The 16496-nt window shown below is 42.3% G+C and carries 19 protein-coding genes and 1 pseudogene; 9 read left to right on the top strand and 11 right to left on the bottom strand.

What is annotated here, in order from left to right; translation table 11 throughout:
* From B3V56_RS11410 to B3V56_RS11375, 8 genes and pseudogenes are all read left to right on the top strand, one after another.
* Window positions 1-231 (top strand): annotated as a pseudogene (locus tag B3V56_RS11410) (beta-ketoacyl-ACP synthase II); the annotation flags it as partial.
* A 13-nt stretch (window positions 232-244) separates the two neighbouring features.
* A complete protein-coding gene (gene pabC / locus B3V56_RS11405; RefSeq protein WP_289284310.1) occupies window positions 245-1063 on the top strand; it encodes an aminodeoxychorismate lyase in 819 nt (272 codons plus the stop codon).
* A gap of 1 nt (window position 1064) precedes the next feature.
* Window positions 1065-2078, top strand: a complete 1014-nt coding sequence (mltG, locus tag B3V56_RS11400) for an endolytic transglycosylase MltG (RefSeq protein WP_289282726.1) — start codon at window positions 1065-1067, stop codon at window positions 2076-2078.
* Window positions 2075-2704: a dTMP kinase gene (tmk, locus tag B3V56_RS11395; RefSeq protein WP_289282727.1), complete on the top strand. Its 630-nt coding sequence runs from the start codon at window positions 2075-2077 to the stop codon at window positions 2702-2704. The genes mltG and tmk overlap by 4 nt, the downstream gene beginning before the upstream one ends.
* Window positions 2701-3669 (top strand): DNA replication protein, encoded by a 969-nt coding sequence (locus tag B3V56_RS11390; RefSeq protein WP_289282728.1) that lies wholly within the window; start codon window positions 2701-2703, stop codon window positions 3667-3669. Before tmk ends, B3V56_RS11390 begins: the two co-directional genes overlap by 4 nt.
* A gap of 12 nt (window positions 3670-3681) precedes the next feature.
* Complete coding sequence (locus B3V56_RS11385; RefSeq protein WP_286304661.1) at window positions 3682-4035, top strand: PilZ domain-containing protein; 354 nt, start codon at window positions 3682-3684, stop codon at window positions 4033-4035.
* A 48-nt stretch (window positions 4036-4083) separates the two neighbouring features.
* Complete coding sequence (locus B3V56_RS11380; RefSeq protein WP_289282729.1) at window positions 4084-4857, top strand: TatD family hydrolase; 774 nt, start codon at window positions 4084-4086, stop codon at window positions 4855-4857.
* A 4-nt stretch (window positions 4858-4861) separates the two neighbouring features.
* Entirely contained in the window at window positions 4862-5467 is a 606-nt protein-coding gene (locus B3V56_RS11375) for an arylesterase (protein ID WP_286304660.1), read from the top strand.
* On the opposite strand, the gene B3V56_RS11370 is transcribed toward B3V56_RS11375, so the two are convergent.
* From B3V56_RS11370 to B3V56_RS11350, 5 genes are all read right to left on the bottom strand, one after another.
* Window positions 5464-6372 carry a GGDEF domain-containing response regulator gene (locus B3V56_RS11370; RefSeq protein WP_286304659.1) on the bottom strand — a complete coding sequence of 303 codons (909 nt, stop codon included), beginning with the start codon at window positions 6370-6372 and terminating at the stop codon, window positions 5464-5466. The genes B3V56_RS11375 and B3V56_RS11370 overlap by 4 nt on opposite strands.
* Window positions 6373-6414: 42 nt before the next feature.
* The gene (locus B3V56_RS11365) at window positions 6415-6780 is read right to left on the bottom strand and encodes an Hpt domain-containing protein (RefSeq protein WP_286304658.1); all 366 of its coding nucleotides are present in this window, start codon (window positions 6778-6780) and stop codon (window positions 6415-6417) included.
* A gap of 89 nt (window positions 6781-6869) precedes the next feature.
* Complete coding sequence (locus B3V56_RS11360) at window positions 6870-8954, bottom strand: ATP-binding protein (protein ID WP_289282730.1); 2085 nt, start codon at window positions 8952-8954, stop codon at window positions 6870-6872.
* Window positions 8955-8967: 13 nt separating this feature from the next.
* Window positions 8968-9705 carry a DUF5020 family protein gene (locus B3V56_RS11355; protein WP_289282731.1) on the bottom strand — a complete coding sequence of 246 codons (738 nt, stop codon included), beginning with the start codon at window positions 9703-9705 and terminating at the stop codon, window positions 8968-8970.
* Window positions 9706-9766: 61 nt separating this feature from the next.
* Window positions 9767-10132: a sirohydrochlorin chelatase gene (locus B3V56_RS11350; RefSeq protein ID WP_289282732.1), complete on the bottom strand. Its 366-nt coding sequence runs from the start codon at window positions 10130-10132 to the stop codon at window positions 9767-9769.
* 119 nt (window positions 10133-10251) lie between these two features.
* Between B3V56_RS11350 and B3V56_RS11345 the strand changes: the two genes are divergently transcribed.
* Window positions 10252-10560 (top strand): hypothetical protein, encoded by a 309-nt coding sequence (locus tag B3V56_RS11345; protein ID WP_289244244.1) that lies wholly within the window; start codon window positions 10252-10254, stop codon window positions 10558-10560.
* Here B3V56_RS11345 and B3V56_RS11340 read toward each other — a convergent pair.
* The 6 genes from B3V56_RS11340 to B3V56_RS11315 form a co-directional block, all read right to left on the bottom strand.
* Window positions 10557-10937 carry a hypothetical protein gene (locus tag B3V56_RS11340; RefSeq protein ID WP_289282733.1) on the bottom strand — a complete coding sequence of 127 codons (381 nt, stop codon included), beginning with the start codon at window positions 10935-10937 and terminating at the stop codon, window positions 10557-10559. The two genes, B3V56_RS11345 and B3V56_RS11340, sit on opposite strands and share 4 nt — an antisense overlap.
* Window positions 10938-11057: 120 nt before the next feature.
* The gene (gene ettA / locus B3V56_RS11335) at window positions 11058-12716 is read right to left on the bottom strand and encodes an energy-dependent translational throttle protein EttA (protein WP_286304651.1); all 1659 of its coding nucleotides are present in this window, start codon (window positions 12714-12716) and stop codon (window positions 11058-11060) included.
* Window positions 12717-12797: 81 nt separating this feature from the next.
* Window positions 12798-14204 carry a D-alanyl-D-alanine carboxypeptidase/D-alanyl-D-alanine endopeptidase gene (gene dacB / locus B3V56_RS11330; protein WP_289284309.1) on the bottom strand — a complete coding sequence of 469 codons (1407 nt, stop codon included), beginning with the start codon at window positions 14202-14204 and terminating at the stop codon, window positions 12798-12800.
* An 80-nt stretch (window positions 14205-14284) separates the two neighbouring features.
* Window positions 14285-14974 carry a response regulator gene (locus B3V56_RS11325; RefSeq protein ID WP_414673346.1) on the bottom strand — a complete coding sequence of 230 codons (690 nt, stop codon included), beginning with the start codon at window positions 14972-14974 and terminating at the stop codon, window positions 14285-14287.
* Window positions 14971-15897 carry a sensor histidine kinase gene (locus tag B3V56_RS11320; protein WP_289284308.1) on the bottom strand — a complete coding sequence of 309 codons (927 nt, stop codon included), beginning with the start codon at window positions 15895-15897 and terminating at the stop codon, window positions 14971-14973. The genes B3V56_RS11325 and B3V56_RS11320 overlap by 4 nt, the downstream gene beginning before the upstream one ends.
* Entirely contained in the window at window positions 15858-16454 is a 597-nt protein-coding gene (locus tag B3V56_RS11315; protein WP_289282738.1) for a DUF4118 domain-containing protein, read from the bottom strand. The genes B3V56_RS11320 and B3V56_RS11315 overlap by 40 nt, the downstream gene beginning before the upstream one ends.
* Window positions 16455-16496 lie beyond the last annotated feature (42 nt).

Below are 16496 nucleotides of genomic sequence, written 5' to 3'. Positions count from 1 at the left end.
ATGATTGGCCACCTATTGGGTGCTGCAGGTGGCGTAGAAGCGGTATTTAGCTTACTTGCAATACGTGACCAAGTCGCACCACCAACAATTAACCTTGATAATCAGGATGAAAGTTGTGACCTTGATTATGTGCCTAACACTGCACGACAAATGAAAATTGATGTCGCCATGTCTAACTCATTTGGTTTTGGCGGTACGAACGGTACTGTAATATTCAAAAAGTTAAGTTAAGCTGAGTGAACCGGTGATTCTGATAAATGGTCAACCGGCAACAACGCTTTCAGTAGCAGACCGTGGCCTTCAATACGGCGACGGTCTGTTTGAAACTATCCCTTTTCGACATGGAAAACTAGAATACCTCGATGCCCATATTGAACGATTACTTCGTGGGTGCAGTCGCTTACAAATCGACTTCACTGATTTAGCGTTACTTCAGCATGAGTTAGTCACACTTTGTGCGCAGACAGCACAAGATGCTGTGATAAAAATCATGATTACTCGTGGTAGCGGTGGGCGCGGCTATAAACCGCCTCTGGATGCATTGCCCCAACGTATTATTGCCAGTCATCCTTTACCAGACTATCCCACTCATTATTCCGAAGGCGTCACAGTTCAACTCTGTTCAATACGACTTTCTTCGAATCCACTATTGGCTGGCATAAAGCATCTGAACCGTCTTGAACAAGTGCTAGCGCGTAATGAATGGTCTACTGACGCGATTGCAGAAGGCTTGATGTTAGACTACCAAGACCGGCTTGTTGAAGGGACAATGAGTAATCTGTTTCTGGTCAAAGATGAACATTTATTGACACCGAATCTGAATGAGAGCGGGATAGAAGGGATTATGCGTCAGCGAGTAATAGAACTTGCCTCAGTTTTAAATATACCCACTGAAATAACGACCTTAAACATGGATGATTTGTACCAGGCGGATGAAGTCTTCCTCACAAACAGTCTGATTAACATATGGCCAGTCACTGCACTGAGCGGAACCAACAAAACATGGTTTCACGGCGCTATAACACAACGTTTGCAAAAGGCATTGAGCACTACTGATAATTGATATGAAGAATACGATTTTATTAAAAACTCTCATGCCGGCGTTGTTAGCTGCTGTCATCTGTACCTATATTGTTATCCAATACAACCGTTTTATGACCACACCGCTTTCCATTGCTGAGCCGGTAGCATTTGTTGTCGAACCAGGTAGTAATCTTAAGCGTGTCAGTCAGCAATTATACGAGCAAAATATTACTTCAATCACGCCGATACACTTGCGAATTTATGGAAGAGTCAATGACTTAGCCAGCAAAATTAAAGCAGGTGAATATGAGTTGTCCCCGAGTGATACCTTGCCAGAAGTCATGAATAAACTTGTTTCTGGCAAAGTGATAATGAACTCACTGACCATCGTCGAGGGAATGACTGCACAGTCACTTATTGATGTAGTAGCCGCTCATCCAAAAATCAAACACACCATAGAAAAGGCGGAACTAAGTGAGGTTATGAAAGCCTTAGGCAAACCAGATGAAGAAGGAGAGGGCTGGTTTCTTCCTGAAACATATCATTTTCCTACTGGTACCACCGATATTGAATTTTTGAAACGTGCATACGAACAGATGCAGACGGTCTTAAAACAAGCATGGGAATATCGTGCTAAGGACCTTCCATATGAATCACCTTATGAGGTGTTGATCATGGCGTCTATTATCGAAAAAGAAACCGCCGTGGCTGATGAGCGACCAGAAATTGCTGGTGTATTTGTGCGCAGACTAGAAAAAGGCATGCGGCTACAAACAGATCCAACTGTGATTTATGGCATCAGAAAAAACTTTGATGGTAATTTACGTAAGAAAGATCTGAGAACTGACACTCCTTACAATACATACACACGTAGTGGTTTACCACCGACCCCTATTTGTTTACCAAGTAGAGAATCAATCAACGCTGCACTTCATCCAGCTAAAGGTAACAGCTTATACTTTGTAGCAACGGGTATAGATGGCAGACATATCTTTTCATCCAATCTGGCCGACCACAATAAAGCGGTAAGAAAGTATCAATTGAATAAACAATGATCGGTAAATTTATCAGTATTGAAGGTATTGAAGGTGCTGGCAAGTCAACGCAAATCCAGTTTATCAAAACCTATTTAGAGCGGTTCAATCAAACTGTCGTCGTCACACGCGAACCCGGTGGTACACCACTGGCTGAAGAAATTCGTGAGTTATTACTCAAACCACGAGAAGAGCGGATGAGTGATGATACAGAATTATTACTTATGTTTGCTGCACGTGCTCAGCATATTAATCAGGTCATTCTTCCTGCTTTATCAGAAGGAAAGTGGGTCGTATGTGACCGCTTTGTTGATGCAACGTTTGCATATCAGGGGGCGGGACGCGGTATTCATGAAGAACGCATTGCCGCTTTGTCTGAGTGGACGCTGGCAGGTCTGAAAACCGATTTAACATTACTCTTTGATTTGCCTGTCGAAGTGGGGCAACAACGTGTTAACCAGCGATTATTGCAGAAAGATCGGTTTGAGCAAGAAAAAACTGACTTTTTTGAGAAAATTCGTCATTGTTATCTTGAACGTGCAGCCGCTGAGCCTGAACGTATTCAGATTATCGATGCAGAGAAGTCTATTACGGCTATTGAACAGCAAGTTTCTAACATACTTGATAAATTACTGAAAAAAGTATGAAAACAGAGCTATATCCCTGGCATCAGCTTGCTTGGCAACATATTGTTTCACTTTATCAGTCTAAACGAATGCCTCATGCTCTTTTGCTAAACGGAATCTATGGACTAGACAATGATGTGCTTGCCAACAAGCTGACTAAAAGTCTGTTATGTCTAAATCCGACGGAGGACTTTGAGAGCTGCAATACTTGTCATAGCTGTCAGTTATTTTCAGCAGAAAGTCATCCAGATCATACTGTTCTAAAGCCAGAGGAGGCCGGTAAGCAGATAAAAGTCGATCAAATCCGGCAGCTGAAAGATTTACAGTCCTTAATGCCTAAGGTTTCTCCAGCTAAAACTGTTATTATCCAGCAAGCAGATCATATGAATACCAATGCTTTTAACAGTTTGTTAAAGCTGCTTGAGGAACCGCAGGATAATACCATCCTAATTCTGGTGGCCAGCTCGCTCCACAGACTTCCAATAACGATAAAAAGCCGTTGTCAAACGATTACTATCTCACGACCAGAATATGCTCTGGCTGCTGAATGGTTACAGAGCCAATCCGACTGGAATCAGCAGGAGATTGAAACTGTGCTGAAACTGGCTAATGGTGGGCCAGTAGCTGCACTAGATATAGGTGAAGAAGGGATTGAGCAGAGCAAACAGGTTTTTCGAGGTATGGCAGCATTAATGCGTGCTGAAGCCAATCCTGTGCAACTTGCCTCTCAGTGGCAAGCGTTTGATCTGATTTCTGTGTTACATCAATTACAAGCCATGATACAAACCAAACTGGCTTCACTGTTAGATGGAAAAGAGCAGCTAGAATCCCATCTCCTCAAGCATTATTGGGCTATTTCAGATTGCATCATCCATACAATGAAGTTACTATCCTCTCAGAATAACCTAAATAAAACCTTACTCTTAGAAGATTTGATGGTGTCGATTATGCAACATGCACGTCAGATTCAGCAGCATCCACAATAAACAGGTAATACAATGGCTTCTAATCCAAGAAAAGGCATTTTGTCACTGAAAATTACCGATCAGAATATGCTGTATCACTCTTATATGCCTTATGTAAAAAATGGTGGTTTGTTTATTCCCACAACCAAAAGCTATCAGCTCGGTGAAGAGGTATTTATTCTTTTGTCACTGATGGATGAGGCAGAAAAGTTACCGGTGGCGGGAACTATCGTCTGGATAACACCACGTGGTGCTCAAGGTAATCAGGCAGCCGGTATTGGTGTCCATTTCAGTGATATTGACGGCAGTGCTGCTGTTGTCAGAGGTAAGATTGAAAACTATTTAGTCGATAAGCTTAAATCAGATAAAGCCACTTATACCATGTAAGCCTATTCTTAACGGCTTCCATTCCCCTATTTCAAGTTGTTATTGTTTATGTATATAGATTCACATTGTCACCTAAATTTGCTTGCCGATGAAGAGGGCGGCATAGATGCTATGGTTTCCGAGGCAGAAAGTCAGGGAATAGATCATATTCTCTGTATCGCTATCGATAAAAAAAGCTCGCTGGATGTAAAAAACATTGCTGATCGTTACCCTAATGTCAGTGCCAGTGTAGGCATTCATCCTAATGTAGAAGCAGATGAGCAATATTCTGTGGAATCATTGGTAGTAGAAGCTAATCATCCTAAAGTTATTGCTATCGGTGAAACCGGTCTCGACTATTTTCGTAGTGAAGGTGATCTTGCCTGGCAACGTGATCGTTTTCGTGTGCATATTGAAGCGGGTAAACAAACGAAGAAACCCTTAATCATTCACACGCGTGAAGCACGCGAAGATACGATGACAATACTTGAAAATGAGAATGCACGAGATGCCGGCGGCATTATTCACTGTTTCACTGAAAATTGGGAAACGGCTCAGCGAGCACTGGATATTGGCTTTTATATTTCGCTATCAGGCATTGTGACCTTTAAAAGTGCGAAAGAGTTACAGGAAGTCGCTAAAAAATTGCCATTAGACAGAGTATTGATAGAGACTGACGCACCGTATCTGGCACCAGTGCCACACCGCGGGAAAACCAATAAGCCGGTTTTTGTAAAACATGTGGCCGAGTTTTTAGCTGAGTTACGTGGTGATACGGTTGAAAATATTGCTGCTGTCACCAGTCAGAATTTTAGACGCTTATTTCCTACAGTGGCAGCTTAAGAGTATGAGACAGATAAATAGAAAATGGACATTTCTTTTATTAATCATCGCGCTTGTATTCCTTCAAGCTTGTTCAGATGAAAAACAGAAATTTGAACTCACCGATTCCGCTGTCATATTAGCGTTTGGTGATAGCCTGACGTTTGGCACTGGCGCTAACCCTGAACAAAGTTATCCTGCTCAACTTGCAAAGCTTACTGGTCGAACCGTTATTAACGCTGGTGTGCCCGGTGAGATAAGTGAGAAGGCACTGGAGCGATTGCCTGAATTGTTAAATAAACATCATCCTCAACTGGTGATTTTATGTCATGGTGGCAATGACTTATTGAGAAAGCTGAATGTAGGCGAACTGGAATCAAACCTGGGCAAGATGGTTGATCTCATCCAGCAAAGTGGTGCTGATGTACTTTTAGTCTCGGTGCCTAAACCGGGGTTATTGATGCAAGCTTCACCAGTCTACCAACGTGTAGCTGAAGCTAAGGGCGTTGCCATTGAAGACAGCATCATCGCAAAGGTTGAAGCTGAAATAGAATGGAAATCGGATCCGATTCATCCTAATGCCATCGGTTATAAAAAGATTGCAGAGCAACTCGCCCTCTGGATTGATTAATTCTGAACGGTAACAATCTTATTACGCCCAGCGCCTTTCGCCTCATAAAGGGCTTCGTCTGCTTGTTTAATAAGATTAGCAACCTTAGAGTGCTGACTTGGCTGGTGAATACAAACGCCAATGCTCGTTGTCACATCGATAGCTTGATTGAATTCCATATCCATCTTTTCAACAGTAGATCGGATTCGTTCAAAAAGCAGCTCACTTTCATCACGTTTCTTTAAACAGGCAGCGATAAGAAACTCTTCTCCACCATAGCGACACAATACATCATATGGACGTAAAGTTTGTTGAACGTGTTTACTTAATTGTTTAAGCACTTTATCGCCTTCCGGGTGGCCGAAGTAGTCGTTAATGTGTTTGAAATGATCAATATCAAGTAAAGCCACTGCCAGAAATTCGTTCTTTCTAATACACCGTTCTATCTCAATATCTACAGCAACGAAGCCAGCACGACGGTTCATTACACCGGTTAGTTCATCATAATACGCAAGTTTTTCAAGCATTTTGTTTGTATTGATTAAGCGATCCTGCACTCGCAGAATGCGCTCGGCTACAGCATATTTTGCTTTTAAAAAGAGGCCATCGATGGGTTTGGTGATAAAGTCATCCGCGCCTGCAGCCAAGGCTTCAATAATCTGTTCTTTTTTATTGTTTGAAGAAACAATAATAACGTAAGGAGGAGAGTCGATCAGGTTTTGACGAATTAGGCTGGTAATCTCAACGCCATTAATACCTGGCATATTCCAGTCGAGAAAGATTAATTCAGGTGCTTCAGTTTGATTGATGACAGCCATGGCCTCGTGACCGTCTTTGGTAACGTGTAACTCACAGCCATAACCTTTAAGTAGGGAAGAGAGTGTGAGACGACTCACTTCATCATCATCAGCAATTAAGACTTTCATCAATTAGACCTTGTGGTTGTCAGTTACAAGATGGTTATATATCTAGGTGGTATTGTGGTTGAGGTAATCAGTCATGGTCAACTGGATATCTGATATATCGTTCTTTAACAATGACATCTCACTTTCAATTCTTTCGATATCAGTCGCATTAGCAGCTTCTTCAATGGCAATACAATCATCTACAACTCTTAAAGCACCTACTGCAGCTGCACTGCCTTTTAATTTGTGTGCATGGGCTTTTATGGATACGAAGTCTTTCTGTGATAGTGCCGACTCCAGTACAGACATCGCTTTTTCAACATTATCTAAAAACATCTGCATCATCTTTTGTAGTAGGGCTTCATCATTCAGTAATCTGTTGTAAGCACCTTCACGGTCCCATAGTGCGTGTGTGGTTTCTCTCTCCATATTGTTACCTATATGACATTATTGTTGTGTTAAATGATGGTTATATTATTTTTTAATTATTGTTGAACTTAAATGTAACATTGTTCGCTTTATTCTGTATCGGCTAGAGCAAAATAACGTTCAAATGCCTGCTGTATATCTTCTACACTGACCGGTTTAAGAAGATAATCATTCATGCCCGACTCAATTGCTTCTTGCTTATCTGTCGTTGAAGCATTAGCAGTTAGTGCCACAATCCAGGGATTATTATTGTTGAAGTGTTTTCTGATGCGTTTGGTCGCTTCAACACCATCACAATCCGGCATCTGCCAATCCATAAAGATGAGATCGTAGTGATGTTCATTTTGCAGATTAATGGCTTCAATCCCGTTTTCTGCTAATGCGGCATCCCCACCCAGTTTTTTGATAATCATTTGCATCATAAAGCGGTTCATTTCAAGATCGTCAACGACAAGAATAGATAGCTGAGAAATTTTGTTTTCAATAGCAAGATGGGGCGTTTCACTCTCTGTCTGGTTTTTTTCTACCAACGATAGGGGTAAATCGAGCGTGAAAGAGGAGCCTTTATTGATGCTGCTTTGCACATGAATATCACCGTCCATCAACACGGCTAGACTTTTAGATATAGCCAGTCCTAAGCCTGTTCCGCCATATTTACGGTTTGTCGTCTGGTCCAGTTGATTGAAGTGTTCAAATAACCCTGTCATCTGTTTAGCACTCATCCCTACGCCAGTATCCGTGACTTTTATGATTAACCGTTGCTGTCCAAAATTTTCAATAGCATCGATATCGACTTTAATACTTCCTGATTGAGTAAACTTGACAGCATTGTTGAGCAAATTAAGAACAATCTGTTTCAGACGGATCTCATCGGTCATGATGAGTTGTTCCATAAGAACCGGTGCGATATTCACCGTAATAGGTAAATCTTTTTGCTCGGCCAGTGGGGTAGTAATACGTACACAATCCTCAATAGTGCTGGCTAGATTAACGGCTTGATAGTCAAGCTCTAACTTCCCGGCTGATATTTTTGAAAAGTCCAGTATGTCGCCAATGATAGAGGAGAGTTGTTTGGAGCTGATTGATAATGATTCAACCAGTTGACGTTGTTCTGTATCTAACGCTGTTTTATTTAACAAACTCGTCAAACCGATAACACCATTTAACGGTGAACGAAGCTCATGACTTACCATGGCTAAAAAAGCATCTTTAGCTGTTTCACGTTGTTTGGCGGAGCGATTTCTTTGCCGCATGTATACCGCCACAAGTAAGGTAATCGTCAATAGCGTGCCAAGTGCAGCAAAGTTAAGCACTCTAGCAATGGGGTAAGTGCTGGTATTTTTGACTGCAAGCAGCCAACTACCGGAACGAAAATGGATAGGCGATATATGATCGGGCTTATCAAAAATAGCCGCTTGTCCCCAGAATACTTCGCCATCTTCACCCAAGCCATGCCTGCCTTTTAACGCCAATTCAAAGCCATTCATGTCTGAGTCGAGTAAGCCCGCTTCATTGAGTAAGCTTTCCGTTGTAAAAAGAATCGTTGCCAAGCCCCAAAAATCATTCCTTGGTTTAAGGTTTGTGTCAGCTAACAGGTGATGATCAACAAGCCTATCGGAGGATGAATTTGGCGATAATTTACTAAAGATGGCCTTGCGGGCGATGATAGCGCTACCGCCTTGAATCAGGTTTATTGGTCCTGTTATGACTTGTTCGTATAAATAAATCGCACTGATGATCTGCTCTCTCCGAGCATCATCTTTGAATAAATCATAGCCTAGTGCTTTTTTGTTATTTTCAGGCCCAGTTAAATAACGAATAACACCTTGTGGTGCCAGTTGTAAGCTCAAAAATCCGTCTATGGACTCATGGAGCTGATTAGCAAAAAGATCGAAGCGCTTTTGGAATTGTTGCTCATCTTCTTTCACTTGCAGATTATAGTGTGCATTTTCAATCACAAATGCGTTTAAGGATTCCAGGCTCGATAAACGTTCTGATAACGTACTTTGTAATGCTGAGGCGTGTTTTGCGATAAAGGCACTGGCGATTTGTTCTCTTTGCACATCAATTTCATGCATTTCTTGCAGCATTAAATACGCAGTGGCCATGCTACCTATCAGTAAAATTAATAGGTAACTGCGATAGACGTATATCCAAGCATAAAGTTGTTTCATTTTCTGCCTTAGCTTAGAAGGGAAGTAAGAACATAACTTGTGGAACAGACTCAAGCACACCATCCAGTCCGAATTTATTGTACCAGTACGAATACTCGATACCTGCATAGAATTGTTTGTCATGTTGCCAGTAATGACCGACATCAATGAGTAGTTGAGGTTGAGCCAACAGACTGGCATGCCCGCCTGTCGCTTCTGCACTTTGCCAGTCAATAAAGCCTTTAAACAAAAAGCGATGTTGAGCAATATCAAAAGTCATTCCCCAAATTGGAGAAACTTGTATGCCAGTGGTTTCAAGATGATCAGCCTTAAAAGCCATAACATCTAATTTGAGATAGTCAAATACAGACGTTTTAAACTTGACTCCGGCACCCAGCAGATAAGCCTTGAACGGGTCTGATTTGGGTAAATTACCTGCATTGATACCAGCAACAATAGAGATATCATCCAATAGAGTGAAAGGGAGTGGCTGTGCTGTTAGGGCCTTCCAGTTAAGACGGGGATAAAACTCTGCATAGAACTCAGTACTTGTATCAGAACGATTAAAGACATTGGTGAAAAAATAACTCTCTCCGAACTGCCACGATGACGCATGTTCAATTGTTATTGACTCTCTTGATGAGGGGCCCAATTCATATTGATTGCCATATAAAAACTGAATATTGCTGGCACGCCAGTTAGGTCTGTCTTCGGCGAATGATATCGATGACGATAATAAAAAAATGATCAGATACAAATAGCGGTGTGACATGTGCGTCTCGAGTCAATTATTAAGCAGTTTATCGACTCGATGCAGACTTTATTGAACCGTGTTATGAGCCTGATGCTGTTTTTAATATCAGATCAAGCATAATAGATGAGGAGCCTACGTGTGGTGTGACCTCAATAATGATGTCTGGGTGCGCCACTTTGACTTCTGCAATGATCTCTGGAATGTCTTCCGTGACATGTTTGCCCGAGTTTAGAAAATAAGGTGAAACAACAATCTGTTTAGCGCCTGATTTGACACAGTGTTCTATACCCTCAGGGATAAGGGGAGAAGCCAACTCCAAAAAAGCAGATTCGACAATATCAAAGTCATGTTGTCCGTGTTCTCTTATTTGTGTAGCAATCTTCTTGACTTCATCATTTGATGCTTGTCGACGGCTGCCATGAGCAATAATGAGTAACGCTTTCATGCTTTTCCTTCTTTTTTTTGGACTGTTATTATCGGGTATCTGACTAAAAATTTGTGTGAAGAAATTAAATCATTTCTTTTTAGTCTCAATGAGGGTGATAAGTCACTTAATGTGAGGATATGATGAAATTGAACGTCGCGCTGATGTTACTAGCTGTATGGTTTGCCCCCCTGGTCATGGCTGAAGATGAAGCTCATAAAGAGTGTCTGCAAATTTCAAGTTTAACCGGAGACTATTTCGCTCAACGATTAGAGGGTAAAACGAAAGCAGAGATGCAACAGGCAACGCCCTCCGAGTTTAAGCATACGGCGTTTTTGAGAAAGATTGAACTGGCGATAAACCTGGCTTTTACTTTCCCTGAATCGCAGTCAGAAGAGCAGATTGAGAAAGCCGTTTATGAAAACTGTCTGGAACACCGGAATAATTAATAGTACTTCTCATATGAACGATGCTTTTCACATCGCGTGACCAGCGTTCTACCCAAACGGAATTGTGACCCTTCGTCACCGCAAATCATGCAGCATTTAGTTGACCGCATTTGTGCTTGTTTGATGATGTGATTGATATCACGAGTGCCATTGATGACATCACATAGAATTTTACCTTGATGCTCCTCGATGAAGACTATTCTTGGTAGAAACATGCGTTGTCGGTGTTTTTTATTGATGTCTTGAGCCACATCCTCGATAGCGGCACAGAGATTAAAAACCAGTTCGAACCAGCCTGATGGCACATTGATTTCATGTTGACGACCCAGGGTAATCGGGCAACGAAGTTTTAAGCGGGCTTTTTGTGCGTTTTTCATGGTTGATCTATCACAACATATTACTCATCGACACATAGACACGCGAAAGATGAAAAAAGATTCAGTGTTGACTGGTACAAAGAAAGATTGGCTGCCTGTGAGAACAGGCAGCCTGATACATTAACCAATGCGACGATACTTGATACGTTCAGGTTGATGGTCTTTGCCAAAACGTTTCGCATAATCCTCAGCATACTCACTATAGTTCCCCTCAAAGAAGACAACGGAAGAGTCACCCTCATAGGCAATGATGTGTGTACATATTCTGTCAAGGAACCAACGATCATGCGATATCACGACGGCAGAACCTGGGAATGCAAGAATAGCTTCCTCTAAGGCACGAAGTGTTTCTACATCGAGATCATTGGTGGGTTCGTCAAGTAATAACACATTACCACCAGACTTAAGCAGTTTTGCCATATGCAGGCGGTTACGTTCACCACCCGATAAATCTTTAACAAACTTCTGCTGATCTGAGCCTTTGAAGTTGAAACGGCCGCAGTAAGCGCGAGAGGGTGTTTGATAATTTCCGACGGTAATCACATCAGCACCATCAGAAATCTCTTCAAACACGGTTTTTTTACCATCCAGCTCACGTGACTGATTCACATACGCTAACTCAACAGTACTGCCAATTTCGATTTCTCCAGAGTCAGGTTGTTCTTCACCAGAAATCATGCGGAAGAGGGTCGATTTACCCGCCCCGTTAGGACCGATAATACCGACAATGGCACCTGCTGGAATCGATAAGCTCAGGTTTTCAAAGAGCAGCTTCTCACCGTAAGATTTTGTCACGTTGTTGAGTTCAATGACTTTATCACCCAGGCGTGGACCGGGTGGAATATAAATTTCCTGTGTTTCATTGCGTTTCTGGAATTCACGTGAATTCATTTCTTCAAATGATTTCAGACGGGCTTTTGATTTAGTCTGACGACCTTTTGCCCCTTGTTTCACCCATTCCAGTTCTGCCTTAATGGCTTTTTGGTGAGACGCTTCTTCTTTAGCTTCTTGTTGCAAGCGCTGGTCTTTTTGCTCCAACCATGAAGAGTAGTTGCCTTCATATGGAATGCCACGACCACGATCAAGCTCCAAAATCCAGCCTGCTGCATTATCCAGGAAGTAGCGATCATGGGTGATGGCGACCACGGTGCCAGGGTATTCCTGTAAGAACCGCTCAATCCAGGCAATGGATTCCGCATCTAAATGGTTGGTTGGCTCATCAAGAAGTAGCATATCAGGATGGTCGAGCAATAATCGACATAAGGCAACGCGACGACGTTCACCACCGGATAAGACTGAAACAGGTGTCTCCCATGCTGGGAGACGTAAGGCGTCAGCTGCACGTTCCAAAGCATTTTCAAGATTATGCCCATCTTTTGCCTGAATCAGATTTTCTAATTCAGCCTGTTTCTTGGCTAAGGCATCAAAGTCGGCATCAGGATCGGCATAAGCAGCATAAATAGCATCAAGTTCATCGAGCGCACCTTTCACATCGGAGACGGCTTCCTCAACTACTTCGCGCACGGTTTTGCTGTCATCCAGTTCGGGTTCCTGAGGTAAGTAACCGATATTCAAGTCAGGCATTGGACGTGCTTCACCAATGTAATCTTGATCGATGCCCGCCATAATACGAAGCAGACTTGATTTACCTGAACCGTTCAGGCCAAGCACCCCGATTTTTGCGCCAGGGAAAAAGGATAAAGAAATATCTTTAAGTATTTCTCGTTTTGGCGGAACAATTTTGCCCACCCGATTCATACTGTATACGTACTGAGCCATGGTTAATCTTCCAAGAATTTGACGTGATAAGAAGCCGAAAATTCTACCTATTTCGACCTTAAATTGCGAGAGGCCTCACGGTTAGAAACGTTGATAAATCGACTCATACAACGACTTTTCAAATTTCATCACGGGCCAGCGTGACTGTTTTTCATCCGCAGGGTGAAAATTAGTGACGATTTGAACGAATAGCAAGTCCCGGTTACTTTTTGTGCGAATCTTACCCGCTAAATTGTATGTACCATAGAGCGTACCGGTCTTGGCTTGTATCTGACCTTTTAAGGGCGGTTTATTCACACTGCTTCTGAAGGCCAGTGTGCCACTCTCACCTGACACGGGTAGATCACTAATCAGGCCGAGTTCAGGATGTTTGAATATATAAGACACCACTTGTATCAGTTGTGAAGCTGACAACCTGTTATTTCTGGACAGACCAGAACCATCCACTAACATGGCATGGCTGAGATCAATATTCGCCTGTTGTTTGAGTATGTGCTGCAGTGCCGCAATACCATTTTCGTAGCTACCAGATTGTTTATAAAACTGATGACCAATTGTTTTTAAAATATTGTCAGCAATAAGATTATCTGATCGCTTGAGCATTTGTCTGACAAGTGCATCAAGCGGTGCTGATTGATGTTCCGTGATGACGGCGCCATTTTTGTTGTCATCGCGAATGATTTTTCCTTTTAACTGTATACCAGCTTTATTTAACGCTTCTTCAATAGAAGATTTGGCATAGGCTGTGGTGTTTTGTAAAGCAAACTTCAACTTCACAGGTAGTGATGCTTCATTGATGCAGCCACCGATTTGATAGTGATTCTGTTCATCAGCGAGTAATTTCATCTGACAGTAATCATCATCACTAACGTTTGTTTTGATGATTTGTAGCGATGAGGTATCGATATTGATGGGCTTTTTGGCTGACAATAATACCTGTGCTTTGCTTGCGCCAGGTTTGACATATAAATTGCCCATGGCACAGTTTTTATCAATGGAAATACTGCTGGAAGGGGCGCTATAACAAACACCAAGGTTATCCCATGGAAGCCCGATGGCCCGTTCGTAATCATCAAAAGCGGCACCATTAATATATAGATTACCTTTGATAACCGACTGATTTGCTCGCAGGGTTTTAAATAATCCATCCAGGTCATCTGAGCTAAAGTTAGGATCGCCACTGAAGCGTATAATGACATCCTCTTTATTCCGTTCAAGGCGTGTTACAAAACGAAAGTCATCTTTCAGATAGAGTTTTGCCGCGAGGGCAGTGACTAACTTTTGTAAACTCGCTGGGGGCTGTAACTGATCTTCACGCTGAGCAATCAGGGTTTTACCGGTTTTCATATCAATTAAATGGAAAGCGACATCCGTTGCCTTAGGCGTGTTCTTATTTGCTAAACCATCCACGGTTAAAGTTGTCGCCTGTACACTCACGCTGCTAAGCAAAAAAAGCAGAAAAATGATGTTAACTAAATGGGTAAGCATACTTGTTTCCTGATAAGAACGTTGAGTCACTAGGATGTTGATGCTATTGGTATTGAAGCAGACCTTCAATACATAAGGCATTAAAATTTGAAACGGTAACCAACACCCTGAACGGTAATGATAAATTTAGGCTGCATAGGATCGTCATTCAACTTCTGCCGAAGATGCCCCACTAAAATCCGCAAATAATGGGTTTCGGTCATAAAATGTTCGCCCCAAATTTGCTTGAGTAATTGTTGATGCGTCAGAATCCGACCTGGTGTCGCTATCAGCTCATACAACAGGGCAAACTCTTTGCGTGATAGGTGAATACTGTGGTCATCTAACCAGACTTCTCGAGTTTGCGTGTTCACTGTTAAATTATCAACATGGATAATCGCATGGGGTCTTGGCTGATTATCATGAATCCGTATCAATGCCCGTACTCTGGCCATGAGCTCACTGATACCAAAGGGTTTTGTCACATAATCATTGGCACCTGAATCAAGTGCTCGGACTTTTTCATCTTCACTCGCTCTTACAGACAACACAATTATCGGAGCTTGAGTTTGTTTTCTCAATATCCGGATAACATCCTGACCATCTCTATCGGGTAGTCCCAGATCGAGGATAATGAGATCACAATGCTGCGACTCAGAGAAGGCAATCGCTTCTTTGGCAGTAACAGCCAAAGAGACATCATAGGTTTGGGCCTCTAGACTGATTCGTAAAAACTGCCTGATCTGTGGTTCATCTTCGATAATCAGAATTTTTTTTGATGACATGCTCATTCTTGAGGTCCGTACACAACAGGATGTTTCGGTAAGGTGATATGCATGATGGTGCCACCGGATGAATTATCTATTACCTCAATATTGCCACCATGAGCAGCAATCATACCTTTCGAAATCGCCAGACCAAGTCCTGTGCCTGTTTTGGTTTCAGAATCATCATGCGTCACGCTATAAAACATATCGAATATTTTTACTTTTTCATGATCTGCAATGCCCGGTCCATTATCACTAATATCAATGTCGAGACTGGTTGTGGTGAGTTTAACGGAAATATCAATGTCACCGTCTGCTGGTGTCACTCTGGCGGCATTATCAATGATGTTGACAAGTGCTTGTTCTATTAATAAACCATGTACCCATATGATGGGAATATTATCTTGCACTGAGATATTCAAATGGCATGAATCTAATGCATCACGTAGTCGGTATAGCGTGCTCGCAATGATATCTCGGATATCAACCCAATCTCTATTCAGCGTGACTTTGCCCTGACCAAAACGTGTCATATCTAATAAATTCTGAATATGACGATCCAGACGCTGTGATTCATCCAGGACGGTGAGAAGCAGCTGTTTTTGATCATCAGCTGTCAGTTTTTCCTGATACTCAAGCAGACTCGATGCCGAACCAATAATAGATGAAAGCGGTGTCCGTAAGTCATGTGATACAGAAGACAATAGTGCGGAGCGTAACTGTTCTGTTTCTGAAAGCCGCCTGCTTGCTTCCAGATCTTCAGCAAGCAAAATGCGTTGAAGCGCCAATGCCGCGAGATTCGAAAAAGTCTGCAGCGCTGCTGACTGCTCTTCAGTTAAAGGCGATGGCACGTAGATAAGTGCTCGTGTTTTATTCTCTGTCCTAAGGGCAATAACTTCCCCGTCTATTAGTTCGCTATTTTCTGGGGTATCCCAGATTGTTTCCAATAGGCTGACGGAGGAAGATGGAGGTGTGGATGGTGTAAAAACAAGTTCTTGCTGGTTTTTTCAATCAGGTAGAACGCCGAGGATAACGAGTGTTGAATAGCCTGCTGCAGTGTGTTTAATACAAGCTCTGTATTCATAGCTGATGTCATTTTCTGGCTGAATGCAAAAAAGCGATGCTGCCTCTCTAGTGCTTGTTTCGATTCAGCAATCGCCAGCCGCATTTTTGATGCTAAATTTCCGGTTATCAAGCTGACAAAAATAAATAACACCAGGGTCGCCACATCATGACGATGGGTGATATCCAGTGTGTAATAAGGCTCAGTAAAAAAGAAGTTAAAGATCGTAAAACTTAAAGCGCTGGCATAAATGGCGGGGCCGAGAGCCGTTTTGGCGGATATAAATACAATCCCAGCCATAAACAGCATTAACAGGCTGGTGTGAAGAAATAGGGGAGTCAGCAACGCAGTGACAAGACTGATACCAGTCATGATGAGCGTCGCCAGTAAATACCCTTTTATGGGAGAGATGGCCTTAGTCACTGTTAGCAGGGGCGTCATTTTTGCTCATGGTTTTTATATTATTTTTACAATCTTTTTATA

This window comes from Methylophaga sp. UBA2513 (genome assembly GCF_002341285.1).
Taxonomy (GTDB): domain Bacteria; phylum Pseudomonadota; class Gammaproteobacteria; order Nitrosococcales; family Methylophagaceae; genus Methylophaga; species Methylophaga marina.
Note: the sequence above shows the minus strand (reverse complement) of the source record. Positions and strands in the feature narration are given on the sequence as shown.